At 38.9% G+C, this 21,613-nt stretch carries 24 protein-coding genes; 11 read left to right on the forward strand and 13 right to left on the reverse strand.

What is annotated here, in order from left to right; genetic code table 11:
* The first annotated feature begins 269 nt into the window (after positions 1-269).
* Positions 270-881, forward strand: coding sequence for an NUDIX hydrolase (locus AC07YT_RS23900; RefSeq protein WP_086547028.1), 612 nt, complete (start codon positions 270-272; stop codon positions 879-881).
* 134 nt (positions 882-1,015) lie between these two features.
* On the opposite strand, the gene AC07YT_RS23905 is transcribed toward AC07YT_RS23900, so the two are convergent.
* From AC07YT_RS23905 to AC07YT_RS23925, 5 genes are all read right to left on the reverse strand, one after another.
* A complete protein-coding gene (locus AC07YT_RS23905; protein WP_086547027.1) occupies positions 1,016-1,621 on the reverse strand; it encodes a hypothetical protein in 606 nt (201 codons plus the stop codon).
* A complete protein-coding gene (locus tag AC07YT_RS23910; RefSeq protein ID WP_086547026.1) occupies positions 1,611-2,114 on the reverse strand; it encodes an RNA polymerase sigma factor in 504 nt (167 codons plus the stop codon). The genes AC07YT_RS23905 and AC07YT_RS23910 overlap by 11 nt, the downstream gene beginning before the upstream one ends.
* 261 nt (positions 2,115-2,375) lie before the next feature.
* Positions 2,376-2,837, reverse strand: coding sequence for a pantetheine-phosphate adenylyltransferase (gene coaD, locus AC07YT_RS23915; RefSeq protein WP_086547025.1), 462 nt, complete (start codon positions 2,835-2,837; stop codon positions 2,376-2,378).
* A 485-nt stretch (positions 2,838-3,322) separates the two neighbouring features.
* Positions 3,323-3,859, reverse strand: a complete 537-nt coding sequence (rsmD, locus tag AC07YT_RS23920; RefSeq protein WP_086547024.1) for a 16S rRNA (guanine(966)-N(2))-methyltransferase RsmD — start codon at positions 3,857-3,859, stop codon at positions 3,323-3,325.
* A complete protein-coding gene (locus tag AC07YT_RS23925; RefSeq protein ID WP_086547023.1) occupies positions 3,850-4,656 on the reverse strand; it encodes a DUF3822 family protein in 807 nt (268 codons plus the stop codon). The genes rsmD and AC07YT_RS23925 overlap by 10 nt, the downstream gene beginning before the upstream one ends.
* 357 nt (positions 4,657-5,013) lie before the next feature.
* On the opposite strand from AC07YT_RS23925, the gene AC07YT_RS23930 reads away from it, so the two are divergent.
* The 3 genes from AC07YT_RS23930 to AC07YT_RS23940 all read left to right on the forward strand — a co-directional run bounded on the left by AC07YT_RS23930 (position 5,014) and on the right by AC07YT_RS23940 (position 8,602).
* Positions 5,014-6,153 carry a putative sensor domain DACNV-containing protein gene (locus AC07YT_RS23930; RefSeq protein WP_086547022.1) on the forward strand — a complete coding sequence of 380 codons (1,140 nt, stop codon included), beginning with the start codon at positions 5,014-5,016 and terminating at the stop codon, positions 6,151-6,153.
* A 253-nt stretch (positions 6,154-6,406) separates the two neighbouring features.
* Positions 6,407-7,840 carry an ATP-dependent DNA helicase gene (locus tag AC07YT_RS23935; RefSeq protein WP_086547021.1) on the forward strand — a complete coding sequence of 478 codons (1,434 nt, stop codon included), beginning with the start codon at positions 6,407-6,409 and terminating at the stop codon, positions 7,838-7,840.
* 90 nt (positions 7,841-7,930) lie between these two features.
* Entirely contained in the window at positions 7,931-8,602 is a 672-nt protein-coding gene (locus AC07YT_RS23940) for an MCP four helix bundle domain-containing protein (protein ID WP_086547020.1), read from the forward strand.
* Positions 8,603-8,908: 306 nt separating this feature from the next.
* On the opposite strand, the gene AC07YT_RS23945 is transcribed toward AC07YT_RS23940, so the two are convergent.
* Together AC07YT_RS23945 and AC07YT_RS23950 are read right to left on the reverse strand one after the other, a co-directional pair.
* Positions 8,909-9,754, reverse strand: a complete 846-nt coding sequence (locus AC07YT_RS23945) for a CvfB family protein (RefSeq protein WP_086547019.1) — start codon at positions 9,752-9,754, stop codon at positions 8,909-8,911.
* Positions 9,755-9,910: 156 nt separating this feature from the next.
* Positions 9,911-10,051 carry a hypothetical protein gene (locus AC07YT_RS23950; RefSeq protein WP_494945561.1) on the reverse strand — a complete coding sequence of 47 codons (141 nt, stop codon included), beginning with the start codon at positions 10,049-10,051 and terminating at the stop codon, positions 9,911-9,913.
* A gap of 108 nt (positions 10,052-10,159) precedes the next feature.
* Here AC07YT_RS23950 and AC07YT_RS23955 point away from each other — a divergent pair, with 108 nt between their 5' ends.
* The 4 genes from AC07YT_RS23955 to AC07YT_RS23970 all read left to right on the forward strand — a co-directional run bounded on the left by AC07YT_RS23955 (position 10,160) and on the right by AC07YT_RS23970 (position 15,553).
* Positions 10,160-10,762: an LURP-one-related/scramblase family protein gene (locus tag AC07YT_RS23955; protein ID WP_057933366.1), complete on the forward strand. Its 603-nt coding sequence runs from the start codon at positions 10,160-10,162 to the stop codon at positions 10,760-10,762.
* Positions 10,763-11,030: 268 nt separating this feature from the next.
* Positions 11,031-12,767, forward strand: coding sequence for an ABC transporter ATP-binding protein (locus AC07YT_RS23960; protein ID WP_086547018.1), 1,737 nt, complete (start codon positions 11,031-11,033; stop codon positions 12,765-12,767).
* Positions 12,751-14,511 (forward strand): ABC transporter ATP-binding protein, encoded by a 1,761-nt coding sequence (locus tag AC07YT_RS23965; RefSeq protein WP_086547017.1) that lies wholly within the window; start codon positions 12,751-12,753, stop codon positions 14,509-14,511. The genes AC07YT_RS23960 and AC07YT_RS23965 overlap by 17 nt, the downstream gene beginning before the upstream one ends.
* Before the next feature lie 151 nt (positions 14,512-14,662).
* Positions 14,663-15,553, forward strand: coding sequence for an SMP-30/gluconolactonase/LRE family protein (locus tag AC07YT_RS23970; RefSeq protein ID WP_086547016.1), 891 nt, complete (start codon positions 14,663-14,665; stop codon positions 15,551-15,553).
* A 197-nt stretch (positions 15,554-15,750) separates the two neighbouring features.
* On the opposite strand, the gene AC07YT_RS23975 is transcribed toward AC07YT_RS23970, so the two are convergent.
* Entirely contained in the window at positions 15,751-15,888 is a 138-nt protein-coding gene (locus AC07YT_RS23975) for a helix-turn-helix domain-containing protein (protein ID WP_086547015.1), read from the reverse strand.
* A gap of 437 nt (positions 15,889-16,325) precedes the next feature.
* On the opposite strand from AC07YT_RS23975, the gene AC07YT_RS23980 reads away from it, so the two are divergent.
* From AC07YT_RS23980 to AC07YT_RS23990, 3 genes are all read left to right on the forward strand, one after another.
* Positions 16,326-16,616, forward strand: a complete 291-nt coding sequence (locus AC07YT_RS23980) for a hypothetical protein (protein WP_057933358.1) — start codon at positions 16,326-16,328, stop codon at positions 16,614-16,616.
* 164 nt (positions 16,617-16,780) lie between these two features.
* The gene (locus AC07YT_RS23985) at positions 16,781-16,969 is read left to right on the forward strand and encodes a cold-shock protein (protein ID WP_025142821.1); all 189 of its coding nucleotides are present in this window, start codon (positions 16,781-16,783) and stop codon (positions 16,967-16,969) included.
* A gap of 245 nt (positions 16,970-17,214) precedes the next feature.
* Entirely contained in the window at positions 17,215-17,886 is a 672-nt protein-coding gene (locus AC07YT_RS23990; RefSeq protein WP_086547014.1) for a hypothetical protein, read from the forward strand.
* Between the two features lies 1 nt (position 17,887).
* Here the strand turns inward: AC07YT_RS23990 and AC07YT_RS23995 are convergent, their stop codons facing one another.
* The 5 genes from AC07YT_RS23995 to AC07YT_RS24015 all read right to left on the reverse strand — a co-directional run bounded on the left by AC07YT_RS23995 (position 17,888) and on the right by AC07YT_RS24015 (position 21,609).
* Positions 17,888-18,229 carry a hypothetical protein gene (locus tag AC07YT_RS23995; RefSeq protein ID WP_086547013.1) on the reverse strand — a complete coding sequence of 114 codons (342 nt, stop codon included), beginning with the start codon at positions 18,227-18,229 and terminating at the stop codon, positions 17,888-17,890.
* Between the two features lie 678 nt (positions 18,230-18,907).
* Positions 18,908-19,816 (reverse strand): bifunctional molybdenum cofactor biosynthesis protein MoaC/MoaB, encoded by a 909-nt coding sequence (moaCB, locus tag AC07YT_RS24000; RefSeq protein ID WP_086547012.1) that lies wholly within the window; start codon positions 19,814-19,816, stop codon positions 18,908-18,910.
* Positions 19,817-19,818: 2 nt separating this feature from the next.
* Positions 19,819-20,262, reverse strand: a complete 444-nt coding sequence (locus AC07YT_RS24005; protein WP_086547011.1) for a molybdenum cofactor biosynthesis protein MoaE — start codon at positions 20,260-20,262, stop codon at positions 19,819-19,821.
* 1 nt (position 20,263) lies between these two features.
* The gene (locus AC07YT_RS24010; protein WP_086547010.1) at positions 20,264-21,370 is read right to left on the reverse strand and encodes a HesA/MoeB/ThiF family protein; all 1,107 of its coding nucleotides are present in this window, start codon (positions 21,368-21,370) and stop codon (positions 20,264-20,266) included.
* Positions 21,371-21,375: 5 nt separating this feature from the next.
* The gene (locus AC07YT_RS24015) at positions 21,376-21,609 is read right to left on the reverse strand and encodes a MoaD/ThiS family protein (RefSeq protein WP_086547009.1); all 234 of its coding nucleotides are present in this window, start codon (positions 21,607-21,609) and stop codon (positions 21,376-21,378) included.
* Between the last annotated feature and the right edge of the window lie 4 nt (positions 21,610-21,613).

The raw sequence follows: 21,613 nt of genomic DNA on the forward strand, positions 1-21,613 counted from the left end.
TTTCACTCTTTAATAAATTATTATATATTTGTAGCAAGCAAGGGGTGAGAGCCTTGCATCAATCTTTGATTGAGAGCGTTAATTTAGATAAGGTTACAACATTAATTGTTGTAACCTTTTTTTATACCCTATAAATAACCCAACAATTTTTCTACTTTTAGAGCATTGCAAAATATATAGGTTTCGCAGAAAGAACTCTTTAAATGTAATCGGGAAAGGAATATGCTGCTGTAAAGCGCAGTTTATGCTGTTAATGTGTTTTAAAATATATGCCAAGAAATTATAGAATTTATATCAACGATAACACTTTGTTTATCTCAGATTTTTTGCCAGAGCAAAAGGAGAAAATTCAACAACTTGAATTCCAGGATTTTGATCTGCAAATGTTCTACAAAAAACTAAAAAATGGTTCGAAGAAGAGCTATATTTTCTTGACAAAAAATCCTCAGGAGACCTTTAAAAAACTAAAGAAAGATTGTACTATTATTAAAGCTGCAGGTGGTTTGGTGGAGAGTGCAAATGGAAATTATCTCTTTATTTTTCGAAATAAAAAGTGGGATTTACCCAAAGGAAAGCTTGAAGAAGGTGAAAAAATGAAAGAAACGGCAGTTCGTGAGGTAGAAGAGGAGTGCGGCATTAAGGTGTTTAAACGCGAAGAAAAACTTTGTAAAACCTATCACGTTTACCCGATTGGTACTAAAATGGTAATCAAGAAAACGAACTGGTACAAAATGAAGGTTAAAGGCGAGCCAAAATTGGTCCCTCAGAAAGAAGAAGGGATTGATGAAGCTGTTTGGCTGGACAAAAACCACATTTCACCGGTGGTTAAAAATACTTTTCCATCAATTATGGATGTTTTAAGAGCCGGAGGAATACTATAAGTGTTCTATCCCAGAGATCGTCCTGCTGAACTTATTTTACAAGTAGAGGTAGTATTTTTAATCGTCTTGTAGCTACTACGTGGTCAGCACCTTTGGTAGCTATGGTGTCAAATATTTTTATCTGACTGCACCGATTATTCATAATCCAGTTCATCCACTACCTTCTTTACTTGTTTTAAATGTTTGCCATAATAATACCATGCCCATAACTCGGTAATTACGCCTATAATCAGAATGGTGAAAAAGCAGTTTAATAAGATGTAAACAGGCGATAGTTTGCCTAAAATCCTGGCGAAAATGGAAGCCTTTTCTACAAACAGGTAAACTGCAAGAAAGGCAATTCCGATAAAGGCAACAATATAGGTCAGGGCTTTATAAAGTTCGATATTCAATTTCATTTCGTAATAAAACCAAAGGATATTTTTACGTGTATCCAGGCTCATATCGTATGAATTTTTATAGAAGAGGTAGAATTTTATAAAGTAATAGGCTGTAAAACCACAAGTGATGGCGTAAAACATTAAAAATACCTGATCCATAGCTGATGAAAAATCAAAAAAGTAAGGAACAAAGGCCATGATAACCAAAAAGAAGATCTGGTAAAAAAACTCGTGTTTCATTTTTCCCCTGATCCTGTCGATTGGGGTATGTGCTTGTTTTATTTTAAGCATATCGGTCGAAATGTTACTTCCTTCCGGACTTTCAGCATTCCATTCGTTTTTTATATCGTCAAAATTCATAACCGTTTTTCTTTATGATGGATTGTAATTTTTCTTTAGTTCGGTTCAGTTTTACCCGTGCATTTACCTCGCTGATGCCCAGGTTTTCGGCAATTTCGCGATGGGATTGATTTTCGAGAAAGAGAAATATCAAGGCTTTTTCTATCACATTCAGCTCTTGAACGGCGGTATACAGGTAAGCCAGTTTTTCTTCTTTTCCCTCGCTCTCATTTACATCAATTATATCAATATTTTCGTCTAAAGGTGTCTTATCTACTTTTCTGTTCTCCTTTTTAAAGTATATTAAAGCTGTATTTAAACAGACACGGTACATCCAGGTGGTAAATTTGGAATTACCCTTAAAAGTGGGATAAGCTTTCCAAAGCTGTAATACAATTTCCTGAAACAGATCACGCTGCTCTTCAAAACCGTTCATATACATTTTCGAAATCTTATGTATAATCGCTTTGTGTTGATTAATCAGGGTAAGAAATATGTTTTCTGTTTCTTTCATTTAATATATAACCCATTGGTAAGCGATTTTAAAAAACGTTACAGGTTAAATTAAATAAAATTTAAGCACTAGCTGTTAATATTAGGAAGATAAAGAGGATGAAGTCGGATGAGACACTATACTTTGTCTCTCGTAATCGGTATTCGGTATAGAAATAATTATGTCTTAGCGAGACGCCAAGATCAGTTGAGTACAGGTTTGACACCCCGTCCTGCGGACACCCCTCTGGAAGAGGGGAATAATGTAACGGTGCCAAATTTCTTACAAAAAACTAAGGGCTTCTTTTGGCACGAATGGACTTACATCGCCATGGTTTCTTAAAATATCGCGTACAATGGTAGAACTGATGGCTGAGTATTCGGGCTTGCTTAAGAGTAAAATGGTTTCTACCTCAGGCATCATCGTCTGGTTAATCTGCGCGATGGCTCTTTCATATTCAAAATCAGCAGCTGAACGGATGCCCCTAACCATATAGGTGGCATCTATTTTTCGGCAGAAATCTACGGTTAGGCCATCGTATGTTTGGATTTCGATATTCGGATAGCCTTTAAAAACAGTTTGTAAAATCTGAAGGCGCTGCTCTGCGCTTAAGAAATTCTGTTTAGCGCTGTTGAGTCCGATACCTACTACAATTTTATCGAAAAGGGGAGTGGCACGTTGTAAAATATTTACGTGAGCAATAGTGATCGGATCAAATGAGCCTGGAAATAGCGCTATCTTCATGATTCAAATATAGATTTTTATGGCGGAATTTTTTACCACTAAGACACGAAGGATACAAATAAGGTTGTTTTTTTGCCACGGAAACACGGATATACACGGAATACGTATGGTTTAATGTTTTATCATTATGAAATTAAGGGTATTAGGAAGTTCAATGCATATTTAATTCAGGGTCTTTATACTAAAAGATGCTGACCACATAGTAGCTACAAGACAATTGAAAATAATAAATTCAGCAAGACGATTCTGGTCTTCTGTATTTTTTGCCACGGAAACACGGATATACACGGAATACGTATGGTTTAATGTTTTATCATTAAGAAATTAAGGGCATTAAGAAGTTCAATGGTATAGGATTGAAGCAGGCCCTTGACAATAAGCCTGATTGCAATGAAAAGCAGGACTGAAGGCTGCCACAACTTATTGCCTATACGCTTTCAAAAAAGAAAATAATATTATACTGGCTAAAGAAATTTTATCGACTACTAACTAAACTCAAAAAAACTGAAAGACGAATTACCATACTTTCTGGTTTCGGTGTAGCCGGGCTGGCTGTTCAGCTTCATATTGCTCTGGTGTTCTACAACGAGTAAACCATCGGGTTTAAGTAATTGTTGTTCTTTAACCATCACCGGAATTTGTGGAATGTTGGGCATATTGTAGGGCGGATCGGCAAATATCAGGTCGTAAGCGCCGGTCATTTGTTTTAATAATTTGAAAACATCGCCTTTACGCACATCAACCTGATCAAACTGATGCTGTTTTGCGGTATTTTTAACCCAGTTTACACAGCCATAATCCATATCAATGGCTAAAATACTTTCTGCCCCGCGTGAGGCAAACTCAAAAGTTAAATTTCCGGTACCGCAGAATAAATCCAGAACGGTACAGCTTTCGAAATCATATTTGTTGTTGAGGATATTGAAGAGTGCTTCTTTGGCCATATCCGTAGTTGGGCGTACCGGTAAATTTGCAGGGGGCTGCAAACGGATGCCTTTTAATTTGCCACCAATTATTCGCATAAATCTAAAGCAAGGAGACCGCTGAAATAGTGTTTAGGCATATCAGCCAATAATTCGCTATTTTGTTTTCCAGCAGGAAGAAAGAAATAAAGTTGGTTAAAGTATTTTAATAAGCAGTTATAATGCTCATCATCTTCGTTTATAATGCCTTGTAAATACACGGGAACGGCATCGGTTAGGTCCAGTTGTTCAATCATCAGCAACAGGAAATAATTAAATTCCTCGGCATTTTCTGATTGATAATGGTTTTGAAAAACGATCTTTTTATCTTTGATATAGAGTACATTAAAAGATACTGCTGTAAAATCGATTAGTAAAGATTCATCTGCCAAATGATTAAATAAAACCATTAATGGTTCAGATTGTGGAAATAAATCTGTTTTTTCGGGCAGATTTGCTTTTAAATCTTCATCTAAACAAAAAACAGTATTAAAGCCCAGTTTCTCATTATGTTTAGTATAAACCTTAGCATCAGAACCTAAATATTTAGCATAAACGGTCAGGTTTTCACCATCAAACCATTCGTCAGGGATGAAAATAAAATTCGAGGTATGGATTGCCGCTTTTACAGTTGCATAGTTTAAGGAGAGGTAACGATCAGTTTCAAAGGCTGATTTCAGTTCTTTTTGTACATCTTCACAACCTTGTTTATCAAAAATGATATTAATCTCTTCTGTATCCTTGCTGACCACAGCATAAGAAAGGCTGTCATTCGTTATTTTTAATAATAAATGGCAGTTAGCAGATGCACCAGCTTTAAAATTCGGGTCGACTAATAAGAGACTATTGTTACTCATTGAAACAAAAATAGACTTTTTTGAGGATTAACAGTAAGATGAGCTTAAATTTTTGGTTTTGGGCCGAAGTGTTTTAATTTTTTGCCACGGAAACACGGAGTTCACGGAAATAATTCTTAGCCATCTTACTTACTAATTGCTCAATGAACAAATGAACTTTATTTTTACCACCTGAGACACCTCAGTTCACTTGAGGAATGACGTTCGGCCAAAAATATACAATTCACTTTGTGTGCTTTGCGCCTTTGTGGTTAATCTTGTCTTTGCGCGCTTTGCGGTTAAAACCTCGAAATATTTTTACCAAAATCAAACCTTTCGGATATTCAAAAATCGAAATATTCGGCTTAAATTCGGAACATGAGTTATAAGCCTACCTATAAAGCGGCAAACACGATTGCAGCAACTATTGAGCAACATTTTGTCAAACTGCATCAAAATGCAATTGCACAGGGTGAGATAGATTTGGCTACTCAACCGGATCGAAAAATAATTGAAGCGATAATCGATGTTGCTTTTTGGAGCAGTTTGCGTAAGGAGGAAGGGCATTCGCCACGGATTTCGATTGCTTTTTTACCACCAGAACAAACCTCGAAGCCATTACGTTTCGCGAAAAAGCTAGCCTTAAATGCCAATACCCTCACCAAAATAGCACCTGGAATTGAGCGCTCCGGAATTCACCTGGGTGTTTGGGAAGAGAATGGCGAACTTTATATCTGGGGTACAACCCTCAATATTCCGAACTTTTGTTTTGTTGTGGATGTTTCTGAACCTGGCCTGATCGTGATTAAACACCGAAGGATTTACGGCATCGGTAAGTTTACCAATGTTGCGGTGCTAAAAGGCGAGCAGATCCGTATCGTAGACGACAGGAGCTGTACAAATAAAGATTGTCCGCCTATTTTGCAGGCCTTATTAGATCTGACTGTTCTAGCCAGCTGGAACGACCCGATTAATATCCTGATCCAATTTTCAGTGTCTATGCGTGCGCATGGTCGTGGTGGGGCCTTGCTTATTGTGCCGAAAGGTGATACGAAATGGGAAGAATCCATTATCCACCCCATACAGTATTTGGTAGAACCTCCATTCTGTGGCCTGTCTAATTTGGCGAAACAAAGTGGTAACCAAAGTGAGATATTTTCACAGGGCGCTGTGCGTAGAGAGGTTGACCACTTAGCAGGTTTAACAGCGGTTGATGGTGCAACAATCATCAATGAAGAGTTTGATCTGATTGCTTTTGGCGCAAAAATCGGTCGTGCTAAAGGCAAGCCAACTGTAGAACAGATTGCCTTTTCGGAACCTATTGTTGGTGGTGAAGATAAAATCCTGTATCCAGGACAATTGGGTGGTACGCGGCATTTTTCTGTGGCCCAGTTTGTTAATGATCAGCCACAATCTATCGGTTTGGTAGCCTCTCAGGATGGCCATTTTACTATTTTCAGCTTTAGTAAAAAACAAAATATGGTAATGGCACATCGCATCGAAACCTTACTTTTGTAATTAGCAGCGCGCAGGAAGCAAAGCGCATAACCCTTGTATTGATTTGAAAAGGTACTGTAATGCCAGTTGGTTACCGCAGTCCGTCTTTTCGCTAAATTCCCGATCAAAATCTTTGCAAAAAACAAGCAGGCGATTAGATCGGGAGATATCGCTTCAATACGGTTTAGTTAACTTAAGCCGATGCTAAAAACTCAGGTTTTATTTTTGCCCTGAAAACAGTTAACCGATTAACCATTTAAACAATTAACCATTAATGATCCCGGATAAAAGCCAGCTTATTGCTTCTGCATACGAACATACGCCTACCAGGGAGCAATTGCTTTTTTGCGAACGGATGTCGGTGTTTTTACAACAGGACGATGAGTACCGCTGTTTTGTGCTTAAAGGTTACGCGGGTACGGGTAAAACGACCTCTGTAGCGGCTTTAGTGAAGGTACTGAAGCAATTTAATTTGCGTAGTGAACTGCTTGCACCAACCGGAAGGGCAGCGAAAGTAATGAGCCAGTATTCATACCGAAAAGCCTTAACCATACATAAACGGATTTACCGCAAACGCTCAGCAGCATCGCCCGAAATGCAGTTTCAGCTAGCGCCGAACCTCTCCGAAAATACGTTGTTTATTATCGATGAGGCCTCGATGATAGCCGACGAGTTTAACGAAACGGGCTCTTCGATACTGAGAGATCTGCTCGAGTTTGTGTACAATACCAAAAACTGCTTTTTGCTTTTTGTGGGCGATACGGCGCAGTTGCCTCCGGTAGGGAGTTTAGACAGTCCGGCATTGAACGAGCAGTACCTTAAAGATAAATTTGCGCTAACCGTTTCGTCTGTTGAGCTAAAGGAAGTTGTAAGACAAGGGAAGAAATCGGGTATTCTGGCCAATGCCACCATGCTGCGGAACCAGATTGCCAAAAATCCTGAAAATCCATTGCCTAAATTCCTGACTAAAAGTTATACTGATATTTACAATATGCCAGGGGCACGTTTAGTAGAGGGCTTAGAATATGCTTACCGCAAATTCGGTATGGAAAATACTTTGGTGGTTTGCCGTTCCAATAAATCGGCCAATGTATACAACCAGCAAATTAGGGCAAGGCTGCTTTACCGCGAAGAAGAGTTAACGGGAGGCGATCAGATTATGGTGGTGCGGAACAATTATTTCTGGCTGCCAGATAATGAAGATACCGCTTTTATTGCCAATGGCGATATGGCAAAGGTGATCCGCGTGAGGGGGGAGGAAGAACGTTATGGTTTTCGTTTTGCCGATGCTACTTTGGAGTTTATGGATTTTCCGGCTGCAGGGCAGATCAGCTGCAAAGTAATGCTGGATACCTTAAATTTAGAAAGTGCAAACCTGCCTTACGAACAAAATAAGAAGCTTTTTGATGGGCTTAACGAAGATTATGAACATATTGCCAATAAACGACAGCGGATGTTGGCCATTAAAGCCGATCCCTTTTATAATGCGCTGCAAATCAAGTTTGCTTATGCAGTAACCTGTCATAAAGCACAGGGTGGCCAATGGGATGCTGTTTTTGCTGATCAGGGTTATCTTACCGAAGAAATGATCGATCTCGATTTTCTCCGCTGGTTGTATACCGCTGTAACACGAGCAAAAAAAGAGTTATATTTAGTCAATTTTGCGCCTCAGCTTTTCGCAAAAACGGCGCTGGAGGATTACTTTTAAAACGGGATTACACAGATTTAGAGATTACACCGATTGAACTCTCTTTTGTGTTTATATGTCTTTGTGGTCAAACATACTAACCAATTATATATGAAATTTGCCTTTAGTCTCAAAAACAAGCTTAAAATTGCTTTCTTGCTTTTTTGCATCATGTGCTGCACCTTATTGATCCGTTTTTTGGAGGATAAAAGTGTAGAGAAGATTAACGAATCTTTTATTTCGATGTACAATGACAGGCTGGTACCGGCAACAGATTTATATTTTATTGCTGAAAATCTGTATTATAAAAATGAGATCCTTCAGGAAACATTGTTAGGTAATGGTGCGGTTCATCCTTCAACTGGTATGGTGAAAATGAATAAACACAACCGTAAAATAGATTCGGTAATTAATAAATACGAACTCACTTTATTGGTAAAGCAGGAAAAAAGTTTTTTAAATGATCTTAAAAAGGCATTAACTGTTCAACAGGGATTGGAGGCTAAAATTTTGAACATGGCTGGCACAGAGGGAAGGGCAATTTATGAATCGATGGGTAGAAATGCCGCAAACCAGACTTTAGCCAAACTTTCGGCACTCATCAAAATACAATCTAAAGTAGGGAACGAACTGATTAAAGGATCAGAAATTTTTGTTTCGGGAACCAAAGTTTACTCTACCTTGCAGGTGATTTTGGCTATTGTAATCGGGATTATGATCGTGGCCATCGTTTCAGCATCAAATGCGGTTAAGGTGCAGAACGAAAAGTTTAATCTGAATTAGGTTTTTGCCACGGAGGCACGGAAATCACGGAAATTGGCCCTTCATCTCGATCGTAGCGGAGATCCTTCGACTACGCTATCAATGGCATACGCTAATAAAAAGCGTCGCCATCTCGACTGGAACGCAGTAGAATGGAGAGATCTATCTGGAGAGATTTCTGCATTTCGTTCCACTTCAGTCAAAATGACGATTTATATATTGGCCACGGAGGCACAGAAATCTCAGAAAACTGTTCCGTGTTAAATCTGTGTCTTAGTGGCTAATTATAGATACTATCTGTGTTTATCCTTTTGATCTGTGGTTAACTTACTCAGCATCCTCGTCTGTAATCAGTCTGATCGAATCGTCAGAAAGCATAATCAAGCGCTCTTTATACAAGGAACCAATAGTTTTTTTGAAGGCACTTTTGCTGATCTGGAAACGGTGATAAATATCTTCAGGAGAGCTTTTATCGCCCAGCTCAATTACACCACCACTCTTTTTCAGTTCTCTTAACATCATTTCTTTCGAATCGAGAATATGGCCATAACCACTTTGCTGCAGGGTTAAATCAATTTTACCTTCCACGCGGATTTTCTTGATCCATCCTTTACGCATTTCGCCCGGTTGGATATTATCGAAAACCTCATTATTGTAAAGCAAACCGATATAGGTATTGTTGATAATGGCGTTGAAACCAAGATCAGTTTCTTCGGTAATCAATAAACTTACTTCGTCGCCCTCTTCAAAATCGAAGCCATCTTCTTCAACAAAATCGTACAGTTTAGAAGAGGCCAAAAGGCGGTCGTTACTTTCGTCCAGATACAGGTAAACCACATATTTATAGCCTTTTTGCATTGGCCTTTTTTGTTCGCGATCAGGCACATACACATCTTTATCGATGCCCAGATCCATAAATACGCCATCATCGCCATCAGAAACCACTTTCAAAAAAGCGAAATCGCCCACTTCGGCATAAGCTTTCTGGGTTGTACCGGTTAAGCGGCCATCTTTCTGTACAAAAACAAAAACATTAATATTGTCGCCTATTTCTACGCCGCTTGGAACGTATTGGTAAGGCAGGATCACCAGTTTATCGCCGTCGGTTAAGTTTAATCCAGCTTCTGTTTTGCTTAAAATTCTTAACTCGTTGTATTTTCCTATTTCAATCATGTATTTTGGGTTTAACCATTTTCTTCAATGGCTTTTGCTGCAAAGGTAGCAATGTTTAGTGGCAAATTGGGTTTAAATCTGGTAGAAAGAAACTGTAACATTTAGTTGGGCTGTCCGCTAAATTAGCTTTCTCTATCTATTGTATTACTGATTAGTTTATTCATGAAAATTATTAAATGACATTTTTAACTCTTTTTTAGGTTTGGAAATGAACGTGAGTGTTCCATAGGTTACGGTAGTCCCGCTATTCGTTCCAGCCGGTGAAATACCGGCATCCACTGCTATCGGGTTTATCATTAAAGGTTTGTACTAATTGCCAAAAGAACCCATGATTCTAAATCAAATTACAGCTGGTTGTTGAAAAATATATATTTTAGCAGCTTATCTAATATTTAAATCTACAGTATGAACAAGCAGATTCCTCCATTTTTTTTAAGCGACGAGTATTTTATTGATGAGAAAGTAAACTTTTTGAAGTTTGCAAACGAGTATAAGGTTTACAACGATCAGGGCGCTCAGATCGGGATTATTAAACAGCGTATTTCTGGCTGGCAAAAGGCTTTAACTTTGCTGGTTGATAAGCGTATGATGCCTTTTAAACTGGAAATTACCGATACCAACGACCAGCTTCAGGCCACCATTACAAGAGGCTGGACCTTCTGGATGTCGAAAATTATTGTGACCGATCCGCTTGGTGTTGAAGTGGGCATTATTAAACAAAAATTCAAATTCTTTAAGCCAACTTTTACCATTTCAAGCCCAACATCGGGAGAGGAGATTGCAAAAATATCTGGCGATTGGAAAGCCTGGAACTTTAGCATTACCAATAATGCAGGTGCCGAAATGGGCAAAATCAACAAAAAATGGGCTGGTGCTTTGAAAGAGGTTTTTACCACAGCCGATAAATATAATGTTTCTATCGATCCCAGTTATGCCGAAAGCAATCAAAAAGTGGCGATTGTAGCTACCGCAATTACGATTGATATGGTTTTGAAAGAAAGCAAGTAGGATAATTAACTGTTTAAACGGTTAAATATTAAGTAGGAGCCTGTATCATAAAAGTAATTTCTCCTTAAGTTATGTCATGTTGAGCTTGTCGAAACACCTTAGGAGGTATTTAAATAAGTCCTTCGACAAGCTCAGGATGACAAATCTATAATTATGATACAGACTCTTTTAATTTTATAGCTTTCTTCTTCTTCTATAATTTTCTTACAAACGATATCAATTAATTCGGCTAAATTTGGAACCTACAATTTAAGGTATCTTCATTGATATGGAAAAAACCAAAGAAGCCAAAAAGCCCAGTATTTTCAGTTTACTTGGTAATTACAGGGGCTTAATTTTTATGCTGATCCTGTTTGCTTTGCTCAGTAACGGTATCAACCTACTCTTACCGAAGATTATTGCCAGCGGTATCGATTCTTATACCAACAAAACTTTTAACCTTCAATCTATCCTGCTTCAGTTTTCGCTGGCCATTGTTCTGGTTTTTATCTTTACTTATTTACAAAGTATCGTACAAACCTATGCTTCTGAGCGTGTGGCAAGAGATTTAAGAACCAGGTTATCTAATCAGATTTCGCGACAAAGCCATGCCTATATTATTCAGGCTAACCCCTCAAAACTGCTGACTAACCTTACCGCCGATGTTGATTCGATCAAAATGTTTGTTTCGCAGGCTATTGTTTCTATCTGTTCATCTATATTTTTAATTGTTGGGGCAAGTATTCTGCTCCTGATGATCAATTGGAAACTGGCACTTTGTGTAATTGCGATTGTACCGATTATTGGCGGTGCATTTTTTTATGTGCTCAGCAAGGTAAAAGTGCTTTTCAAAAAGAGCAGGGAAGTAATCGATTGGCTGAACAAGGTCATCAGCGAAAGTATTTTGGGTTCTGCTTTAATCCGCGTAATTAATTCGCAAGCCTTAGAATACCATAAATTTTTGGATGCAAATGCCAAAGCGAGAGATTTAGGGATATCCATCCTCCGCATGTTTGCAGCCTTGATTCCGGTGATTGTTTTTACAGCCAATTTATCTGGTTTATGCATTTTAGTGCTGGGTGGTCACTTTGTAATTACCAATTCGATGAGCCTGGGCGAGTTTACTGCTTTTAGCAGTTACCTTACCCTCATTATATTTCCCATTTTGGTGATTGGTTTTATGAGCAATGTGATTGCACAGGCTACAGCGTCATACCAAAGGATAGAAACGGTGTTAAATGCTGCGGAGATTAAACATCCAGGCATCCTGACTACACAATTGAAGGGAGATGTAGAAGCGAAAAATATTACTTTGAGTTTTGGACAGAAGCCAATTTTAAAGTCGGTATCATTTTCTGCCAAAGCAGGTTCTAAAACGGCAATTATTGGCCCTACGGCTGCAGGCAAATCACAACTGCTTTATATTTTAACAGGTCTGATTGAAGCAGATTCTGGTGCGGCCTTGTTTGATCACGAAGAAATTAAGAAGTATAACCAGGAGAATTTCCACCAACAGGTAGGCTTTGTATTTCAGGACAGTATCATGTTCAACATGAGCATTAGGGAAAATATTGCCTTTAGCGATACCGTTACAGACGAATCGCTGGCCAAAGCCATTGCCACTGCAGAACTTAAAGATTTTATAGATGCTTTGCCCGATCAATTGAATACCATTGTTTCGGAGCGCGGAAACAGCCTTTCAGGTGGGCAAAAACAAAGAATTATGCTGGCCAGGGCTTTAGCGGTGAATCCCAAGATTTTATTACTAGACGATTTTACAGCCCGTGTGGATACCAATACAGAGAAAAGGATTCTGGAAAATATCCAGCAAAATTATCCAGGTTTAACTTTACTTTCTATTACCCAAAAAATAGCTTCTGTTGAACATTATGATAAAGTGATCTTGCTGATGGAAGGCGAAATCATTGCAGAAGGAACCCATCAGGAGTTGCTGAAAAGCAGTCCTGAATATGTTCAGATTTACAATTCACAACAGAGCACCAGTAATTATGAACTACAATCTTAACCAGCTTAGCAACAAGCAGGAAAAGCAATCTACCTATAAGGCTTTAAAAAGCCTGCTAAAACTGATATCCGCTGAACGTAAAAACCTTTGGCTGGCACTAATTGCCATTTTGGTAAACTCAGGTCTATTGCTCTTGGGGCCATTGTTAGTGGGCCACACGGTTGATGCCTATATTCGCACCAAACAATTTCACGGTGTGCTTATTTTTGGTGGTATCCTGTTGGTGATCTACATGATTGCCATGGTTACCGGTTACACCCAAACCAGGTTGATGGGGGGAGTGGGCCAGCGAATGTTATACACTTTACGGAATGCCATTTTTAATAAACTGCAGGAGTTACCCGTTTCATTTTTTAACCAGAATAAAGCAGGAGACCTGATTTCGAGGGTGAATAACGATACCGATAAGCTTAACCAGTTTTTTTCGCAATCGTTAATGCAGTTCATTGGCAGTATAGTCACGATGATTGGAGCAGGTATTTTTCTGCTTTCGATTAATCTAGAACTGGGGGCTGCAACACTTTCGCCCGCAGTGGTGATTGTTCTTTTTACGATGGCGTTATCGCCCTGGGTAAAAGGAAAAAATGCTAAAAACTTAAAAAGCGTTGGCGGAATGAGCGCCGAAATACAGGAAAGCCTGAACAACTTTAAAGTGATTATTGCCTTTAACCGCAGGGATTATTTTAGAAAACGTTTTGATGAAGCCAATACTGAAAACTATAAAACGGCAATAGGTGCTGGTTTAGCTAACAATATTTTTGTGCCTGTTTATGGATTGCTATCGAGCATAGCACAACTGATTACCTTGTTATTCGGTATTTATCTCATTTCTACCGGCAACTTTACTTTGGGTTTATTGGTGAGTTATATTGCTTATACCACCAATTTTTATAATCCATTAAGACAATTGGCGGCCCTTTGGACCAGCTTTCAGGTGGCGATGGCCAGTTGGGACAGGATATCGCAGATTTTATCGTTAGAAAGTGACCTGAAGCAGATTGAAACAAAAGAAACCATCACATCTGATGCTTTACTGGAATTTAAAAATGTGCATTTTTCTTATGATGACAGTAAAGAAATCCTCCATAACATTAACCTGAAATTTGAAAAGGGAAAAACTTACGCCTTAATTGGGCCAACCGGAGGGGGGAAAACCACCACTGCTTCCTTAATCTCCCGCTTGTACGATGCCACAAAAGGAACGGTTTTATTAAATGGTAAAGATATCCGTTCATTTTCTGCTGAAGAAAGAACACAAAAAATCGGTTTCATTTTGCAGGAGCCATTTTTATTTACCGGAACGGTAAAAGAAAATATTTTGTACGGCAACAGCCAATATAAAGAGGTAAGTGATGCACAGCTGGAGAAAATAATTGAAGAAGCCAATCTGAATGCACTTTTAGCCATATTTGAAGAGGGCTTAAATACGCAGATTACTTCAGGATCGGATAGCATCAGTCTGGGGCAGAAACAGCTGATCGCTTTTATGCGAGCGGTGTTAAGGAATCCTGAGCTGTTGATCCTTGATGAGGCCACAGCCAATATCGATACCATAACCGAACAACTTTTGGGAAGCATTTTAAATAAGCTATCAAAAGAAACTACGCTGGTGATTATTGCACACCGTTTAAATACGATCGAAAATGCCGACGAAATTTATTTTGTAAATGAAGGTGAAGTGCAAAAGGCCGGAACGCTGAACGATGCACTAAATATGTTACTAAAAGGGAAACGGGTAAGTTAATACTTTTACAACCATTGGTTAGTCGGGATTTATAATCTCGACTGTGTGAATTGTGGATTTGCAATCCACAAATGCATTAAAAATCCTTAACTCGATGATCGGGATTACAAATCCCGACCAGCAAACACCGATTATATATTAAAAAATACAAATGAAAAAATACTTCTTCTTTTTGGCATTTTCTGCCTTTGGCGTTAGTGCTTTTGCACAAAATGCAGGCGATAACCTTTTTGTTCAGGATAGTTTAAAGGTGATTTCTGCACAGTTTAAGTTTACAGAAGGTGCTTCGGTTGATAAACAAGGGAATGTTTTTTTTACTGACCAGCCTAATGATAAGATCTGGAAATATGGTATTGATGGAAAACTGAGCCTGTATATGGATAAATCGGGTAGGGCAAACGGAACTTATTTCGATAAAAAGGGCAACCTCATTGTTTGTGCTGACGAGCATAACCAGATCTGGTCTATTGATAAAAATAAAAAAATAAAAGTGCTCTTCAGCGACTATGAGGGCAAAAAGGTGAACGGACCGAACGATATCTGGTTGGATGCCAAGGGAGGCATTTATTTTACAGATCCTTATTACCAACGCGACTACTGGACAAGAAAATCGCCCGAAATTGAAGGTCAAAAAGTGTATTACCTTCCAAAAGGGAAAAAAGAAGCCATCGTGGTTGCCGATGATGTGGTTAAACCTAACGGTATTGTGGGTACGCCAGATGGTAAATTTTTATATGTGGCCGATATGGGGGCGAATAAAACCTACCGTTATCATATTGGTACCGATGCTAAATTAACAGACAGGCAACTAATCCTTAATCAGCATTCTGACGGGATGACTTTAGACAGTAAGGGAAATATTTATGTGACCGGAAAAGGAGTGAATATTTACAAGCCTACAGGCGAAAAAATTGGCCATATTGATATACCCGAAGAGTGGTGTGGTAACATTTGTTTTGGTGGAAAAGACAAAAACATGCTTTTTATCACGGCTTCAAAATCACTGTATGTTATTCCCGTGAATGCAAAGGGAGTGGAGTAATAGTTCGTTATGGCCGTTTAAAGGCATGTGAAGCACAAAAAACAAGGATGAATTAAGCTGAAAAATTTTTCTGTTCAGTTTATTCAACCCCTAAAAATATTAAACACATTAATTAGTTTTGGATTCCTACTTATAGGGATAGACGACTATGAAAAAGCCCTCTCAGGATTGAAGGGCTTTTTTAATTTAATCCATCCTTAAGGTTTTAGGTTCTGCATGTAGCCGGTTGGCGTTACGCCGAACTCTTTCTTAAAGGCTTTTGTAAAGTATGATTGTGTTTGAATACCGATCCTGTACATAACCTCTGTCATCAAAACATCTTCACTTTTCATCATCACATCGCTGATAATATAGAAGTTGTTTCGGCTAAGTAACAGGTGGCGTCATTCCCAGCTCGACTGGGAATCTTAAGCGTTAGCGGGTTTGTCCTTTTGTATGTGGTATTAAGATTCCCGCCTGCGCGGGAATGACGTAACGGGGATATATCGTCATTCCCAACTTGATTGGGAATCTTAATGCTTTAGCGCGTTTGTCTTTTTGTATGTGGTATTAAGATTCCCGCCTGCGCGGGAATGACGAAGAGAATATATCGTCATTCCCAACTTGATTGAAAATCTAAATGCTTTAGCCCATCTTAGCACTTTAATTAAAGATTCTTTACTGCCTTCGACATCATCATTAGTTTACTTTCTAATTGTATAGGTACTGTTACAATTAATCTTATTTGGAATAATTTTTTAAATTAGCATATATTAAAAAACCTGATAAGCTTATGGAAAATCTAAAAGAAGAAACCAAAATCAAAGCTTTCCTCACCAGGATAAAAGCAGAGTGGCCAGGAGTGGTAGAACGCTTTGAGTTTAAAACAGGCAGTGTAATTTACGTTCATTTAAAAGAGGGTATATCGAGTATGGATTTTCTCGGTAAACTGTCCAGACAGGTAGAGCGTTTTGTCGATTTTAGTATGCCCATTATCTTGTATCATATTGAGAGTGATGGCATGAATTTAAGGTCGCATCCTATTAATTGGTATTCTTCCATTACGCAGGGAAAATCTTTTTAACCCCTCATCAACATCGTGCTTAATATTTCAGACTGTAAAATGGCCGCCGTAATCTTTACAGTTGTAAATCTTTTTGTGCATAATTAGCAATTTTATTTGCCAGTAATTTTGGTTTTTCGGTTTTAATCCTATTTTTGGTTTTTAATTTAAAAACATCCAGTATAATGAAAAACGGAACAGTAAAATTTTTTAACTCAGAAAAAGGCTTTGGCTTTATTAAAGAAGAAAGCGGATCTGAGATTTTTGTGCATGCATCAGGCCTGATTGACGAAATCAGAGAAAATGATACAGTTGAATACGAAGTTCAAGAAGGCAAAAAAGGCCTTAATGCAGTGAAAGTAAGAGTTGTTTAATTCTTTCCCAAAAAGATTTTGAGCAGGATTTAGTCCTGCTTTTTTTTTGCCCGCATGTTTTAAATACCATCGAAAACGAGTATACCATTTAATGAACAAAAAGGTTGAAAAAATTTCCTTCTCATTTCTAGTTGATTACCATTCTGACTCGCTTTACCCGCGATCAACATCATTGTTTTCTGGATTGGATTTTTATTTTTGCTAATGTCGATACAATCGGCCGGAACCAAACAAATTAAATATTTTTGCAACTTTCTATTTTTTCAATTCAGAAACCTGTTATCAACAATAAACCGCTTGATCGGGGTACTTTTATGGCTGCAGCACAGTTTGTAGCAGCACTTAATTTTGCTGGCGAGTTTGAACTCTTAAGTTTATCAGCTATGAATACACAAGCTGGCGCTGCCAAAAAAGGCGGACTGGTGTTTGTACGCAATGGCAAGTTGAAAATGCATCCCGAAATCTACGATCATTTAGCACTGATATCGATATCTTCTATCTGTGCAGGGAGTGTTTATTTCCATGGCCGTGATAAAATTGCGGCAGAAATTGTAAATCTACCCTATAGTGACGGCCTTTTGAATCTCGAGGGTGCAGAAGAGGATTACATGGCTTTTAAACGTTTATGCAGTCCTGTTTCGCGGTTCTTTTTATTGCAGGCTAAAAAAGTGCAATGGTCTGCAATCCTGTCTACCTTTCGGTTTTTTATGATGGAAGGCATTTGGGATGTGGTTAATTTTGTTGCTCATGCATTGCATCAGGCCGATGCCGATGTACTGGCCTGTGCGCAACTTTTAGAAAGCATGCAAAAGCAAGAATGGTATCCGGATTTCTGCCAGTCGCTTCAGGATTTCTATGCCTCCCGTTATCCTTTAAGTAAAGTTGGTTTAGAATCAGAGCTGCCGGAAATGGCCTGAATTATTTCAGATAATTTTCCAATAAAACACTTATATCCTCTCCAATAGCTCTATTGCCCATATTATTGAGCTTTTGTTGAGAAGAATTGTGTTTTTCTATATAGGTAGCCTCTGTTTTATTGAATTTAAGATAACCTTGCTCAAAATAACGTTCTTCAATTTCGGTAGAAGAATCCATCGACCTGAACCATAATTTAACCAACGATCCTGTAATTTTATCAAAGTAAAGCCAGTGGTAGGTTGCCTCTGCATCTGCATTGTCGGGCAGACCAAGACGCTGAATTTCTAGTATAGCGGTATCAGAATTTTGGAAAAAGTATAAAATCTTATATTTAGACGACATGCCGCAAAAATAGGACTTAATTTTTTATCACAAAAAACATTTTTGCTGTTTAGATTTAATCTTGTTGATGATTGTGAATTCGTCTTTTCCGCGTAGGCGGAAATCTTAATGCAAAATAAAGCTATTGCTGAGGCATTACGATTCCAAACAAGTTACTACTGACAGATTCTAAAAATCAGTCGTCATTTCGACCGCAGTGGAGAAATCTTTAAACAATGTTTATGGAGTAGTGTGCTGGTCAGGATCACAGATCCTGACCTTCGTCCTGCGGATTTGTAATCCGCCTTTTTGATCTATGTGTTTAAGAATTAGAAATCCTTGGTTCTTAAGACGGGATTACAAATCCCGACTAACGATAAGGTCGAATAAAGTGTATGCATTAAAAAAGAGAGGTCATCCTGAGTTTGTCGAAGGATAATAATTTTTAGGTTTTGGAAATGAATGTTAGTACGCCATGGGGCAAGGTAGTCCCGCTATTCGTTCCAGCCGATGAAGAATCGGCATCCACTGCTATCGGGTTTATAATGAAAGGTTTGCGCTGGTCAGGATCTGTGGTTTTGGCCAGCGCCCTGCGGCTTTGTAATCCGCATTTTGATCTATGTGTTTAAGGATTATAAATCCTTGGTTTTTAAGACGGGATTACAAATCCCGACTAACGAAATGACGATTTAACTCAATCTAATGTTTTTCGCCCTTAATCACCTTAAACAAGTGTAAAACCTGCGGGAACAGGGCATCCATACTTTCTTCTACACCACTTTTCGATCCTGGGAAAGTAAGTACCAGCGTTTCTCCAATAAAACCGGCTACACCGCGCGAAAGCATGGCATAAGGCATGCGCTCCTGTCCGTAACGGCGGGCAGTTTCCATAATCCCTTCAATGTTCCGGTCAATTAAAGGCGCTATCGCTTCCGGGGTTACATCTCGTGGCGAAAGTCCGGTTCCGCCGGTAAAAATGATCAGCTGGTAACCACCTTTACTTAATTCGCTGGCTTTATCACGGATGAGGTTGATTTCGTCGGGTAGAATTTCATATTTTGTTGCGTTAATTTCCCATTGTGCCAATCTCGAAATAATCGCTTTACCAGAGCTATCCTGTGCTTTATTCTGGAAAATAGAATCTGAACATACCACAACAGCAGCTTTAATTTCGGGGAATCTGGCATTTTTAAGGTCAGATTTTCCGCCCGATTTTTTTAATAACCTAATATTTTCTATTTCAACTCCTTTGTCAATTGGTTTTAACATATCATACATCGTTAAGGCGGTAACGGAGGCACCGTGCATGGCTTCAACTTCTACACCTGTTTTGTAAATGGTATGTACTTCAACGGTAATGATAATGGTTAAACCCACAATTTCGTAGGTAATAGCGGTATATTCTATGGGGAGCGGGTGGCAATCTGGAATCACCTCGCTGGTTTTTTTTACCCCAAATAATCCGGCAGCCCGTGCAAATTCAAATACATCGCCTTTGGGAATTTTGCGCTGTTCAACGGCATCGATGGTTTCCTGCTTAGATACCTTTACGGTTGCGGTTGCAATGGCAATCCTTAGGGTATTGGATTTTTTTGTGATGTTTACCATATTTAACTATTTTCTTTCCACTGATGGGTTTCGTCTTCGAATATTTCTTTTCCCCAGATGGGTAATTCTGCTTTTAGCCGGTCTACTACTTCGCTGCAAGCGGCTATTGCGGGTTTACGATGGGCTGATGAGGTAAAAACAAAGAGACAGATCTCACCGGTTTTAACCCTGCCCAGGCTATGATAAATGTGCATGCAGTTTAATGGATATTTTTCGAAAACCTCTTCCCTGATCTGATGCATTTTTTCGAGCGCAAGGTCTTCATATGCGGTATAATCTATCGCTGCAACAAATTTACCCTCAATTTCATCTTTTCTCACCTGACCCATAAAAATGCTATGGCCACCAATAGCGGTTTTGCTGCTGTGTTTGGCAATGCTATCGGCAATAAAAGCGGGTGCTATCGGGCCATTTACAAATATGTTCTTTATCTTTTTTTCGCTCATGTTAGGGTCTGAGAAAATGATCTCTACATTTTACAATACCACCTTTTAAACTGTAAATCTTTTTGGCATCGCCATATTTTTCCTGCATGGCTTCTGCTGCGGCTACACTTCTGATTCCATGCTGGCAGATTAAAACCACATGTTTTTGATAAAACTCTTTACTCATAAAGGCTCCGAATTCCGACATTGGTACCTGTGTAAAAATTTGTTTATCCAGTATTGGTACTTCGTGCCTTTCGCGTACATCGATTAAAATCGTCGATTCTAATTGTTGTAGTTTAACCAGCTCGCCGGCATCAATTTCTATATATCCCTGTGGTCCTTCGCTCGTATCCTGATAATCCATATTTAAAAATTCATCAACAGTTTTGGGTAGGGTATAACCGCCTCCGTGACTAATATTGATGGTATATTGTTCTTGTGTAAGTAAATTATAACTTAATATTTTATTGGTTAAGGCCTGGCCGATTTTGGCAATCAGTTTAATGGTTTCTGCAGCTGCCATGGTGCCCAATATGCCCGGTAATACACCAATAATACCATTTTCGGCACAATTGGCTACTTCTCCTTTATCGGGTGGAATGGGAAAGAGATCGCGGTAATTGGTGCTGGGTGTTAGATGATCGGGAGCATTAAATATGGCTAACTGACCTTCAAAACCCGAAACTGCGGCAAATATAAGGGGCTTGTTCAGCAGTGCGCAGGCATCGTTAATCAGGTACCTGGATTCGAAATTATCTGTACCATCCAATATGTAATCATATCTGGATACAATATCGAGGATATTATTTTTCTGCAAGCGTATGGGGTGACGAATGATTCCGATCTGGGTATTCATCTCCTGCAGGCGCTTCGCGGCAACCTCTACTTTCAGCTTTCCGATATCGGCTGTTGTAAAAAGAATCTGTCGGTGTAAATTGGATAGTGAGATGGTATCATCATCAACAATACCAATATGGCCAATGCCGGCTGCAGCCAGGTATTGCAACGCAGGACAGCCCAAGCCACCGGCACCAATTACCAGTACTTTAGCCCTTAAAAGCTTTTGCTGTGCTTCCTCCCCAAATCCCTTAAGGATAATCTGCCTGTTGTATCGCTCTGCACTCATATCGTTTATCCTCCGGAAAAAGGAGGCATTATTGCTATTGTGGCGTTGTTGGTAATTTCGGTGTTTTCCTGAACGATATTTTTGTTCAGGGCAAGTTTATATTTCATGCTTTTTAAAGCAGGAAACTCATTCTCGATATATTGTTTAAAGGCATCGGTATCGGCAATACCAGCAATATCAATTTTTTGATTATTGATAAACTCGGCGATCTTGCCAAAACTGATCATTTCAATTTTCATGCTG

This window comes from Pedobacter sp. GW460-11-11-14-TSB4, from assembly GCF_059423705.1.

What these genes read in the sequence shown, in the direction of transcription:
- AC07YT_RS23900 (WP_086547028.1), top strand. Translation starts at nt 270, where the DNA reads ATGCCAAGAAATTATAGAATTTATATCAACGATAACACTTTGTTTATC.
- AC07YT_RS23905 (WP_086547027.1), bottom strand. Translation starts at nt 1,621, where the DNA reads ATGAATTTTGACGATATAAAAAACGAATGGAATGCTGAAAGTCCGGAA.
- AC07YT_RS23910 (WP_086547026.1), bottom strand. Translation starts at nt 2,114, where the DNA reads ATGAAAGAAACAGAAAACATATTTCTTACCCTGATTAATCAACACAAA.
- coaD (WP_086547025.1), bottom strand. Translation starts at nt 2,837, where the DNA reads ATGAAGATAGCGCTATTTCCAGGCTCATTTGATCCGATCACTATTGCT.
- rsmD (WP_086547024.1), bottom strand. Translation starts at nt 3,859, where the DNA reads ATGCGAATAATTGGTGGCAAATTAAAAGGCATCCGTTTGCAGCCCCCT.
- AC07YT_RS23925 (WP_086547023.1), bottom strand. Translation starts at nt 4,656, where the DNA reads ATGAGTAACAATAGTCTCTTATTAGTCGACCCGAATTTTAAAGCTGGT.
- AC07YT_RS23930 (WP_086547022.1), top strand. Translation starts at nt 5,014, where the DNA reads ATGAGTTATAAGCCTACCTATAAAGCGGCAAACACGATTGCAGCAACT.
- AC07YT_RS23935 (WP_086547021.1), top strand. Translation starts at nt 6,407, where the DNA reads ATGATCCCGGATAAAAGCCAGCTTATTGCTTCTGCATACGAACATACG.
- AC07YT_RS23940 (WP_086547020.1), top strand. Translation starts at nt 7,931, where the DNA reads ATGAAATTTGCCTTTAGTCTCAAAAACAAGCTTAAAATTGCTTTCTTG.
- AC07YT_RS23945 (WP_086547019.1), bottom strand. Translation starts at nt 9,754, where the DNA reads ATGATTGAAATAGGAAAATACAACGAGTTAAGAATTTTAAGCAAAACA.
- AC07YT_RS23950 (WP_494945561.1), bottom strand. Translation starts at nt 10,051, where the DNA reads ATGATAAACCCGATAGCAGTGGATGCCGGTATTTCACCGGCTGGAACG.
- AC07YT_RS23955 (WP_057933366.1), top strand. Translation starts at nt 10,160, where the DNA reads ATGAACAAGCAGATTCCTCCATTTTTTTTAAGCGACGAGTATTTTATT.
- AC07YT_RS23960 (WP_086547018.1), top strand. Translation starts at nt 11,031, where the DNA reads ATGGAAAAAACCAAAGAAGCCAAAAAGCCCAGTATTTTCAGTTTACTT.
- AC07YT_RS23965 (WP_086547017.1), top strand. Translation starts at nt 12,751, where the DNA reads ATGAACTACAATCTTAACCAGCTTAGCAACAAGCAGGAAAAGCAATCT.
- AC07YT_RS23970 (WP_086547016.1), top strand. Translation starts at nt 14,663, where the DNA reads ATGAAAAAATACTTCTTCTTTTTGGCATTTTCTGCCTTTGGCGTTAGT.
- AC07YT_RS23975 (WP_086547015.1), bottom strand. Translation starts at nt 15,888, where the DNA reads ATGATGAAAAGTGAAGATGTTTTGATGACAGAGGTTATGTACAGGATC.
- AC07YT_RS23980 (WP_057933358.1), top strand. Translation starts at nt 16,326, where the DNA reads ATGGAAAATCTAAAAGAAGAAACCAAAATCAAAGCTTTCCTCACCAGG.
- AC07YT_RS23985 (WP_025142821.1), top strand. Translation starts at nt 16,781, where the DNA reads ATGAAAAACGGAACAGTAAAATTTTTTAACTCAGAAAAAGGCTTTGGC.
- AC07YT_RS23995 (WP_086547013.1), bottom strand. Translation starts at nt 18,229, where the DNA reads ATGTCGTCTAAATATAAGATTTTATACTTTTTCCAAAATTCTGATACC.
- moaCB (WP_086547012.1), bottom strand. Translation starts at nt 19,816, where the DNA reads ATGGTAAACATCACAAAAAAATCCAATACCCTAAGGATTGCCATTGCA.
- AC07YT_RS24005 (WP_086547011.1), bottom strand. Translation starts at nt 20,262, where the DNA reads ATGAGCGAAAAAAAGATAAAGAACATATTTGTAAATGGCCCGATAGCA.
- AC07YT_RS24010 (WP_086547010.1), bottom strand. Translation starts at nt 21,370, where the DNA reads ATGAGTGCAGAGCGATACAACAGGCAGATTATCCTTAAGGGATTTGGG.
- AC07YT_RS24015 (WP_086547009.1), bottom strand. Translation starts at nt 21,609, where the DNA reads ATGAAAATTGAAATGATCAGTTTTGGCAAGATCGCCGAGTTTATCAAT.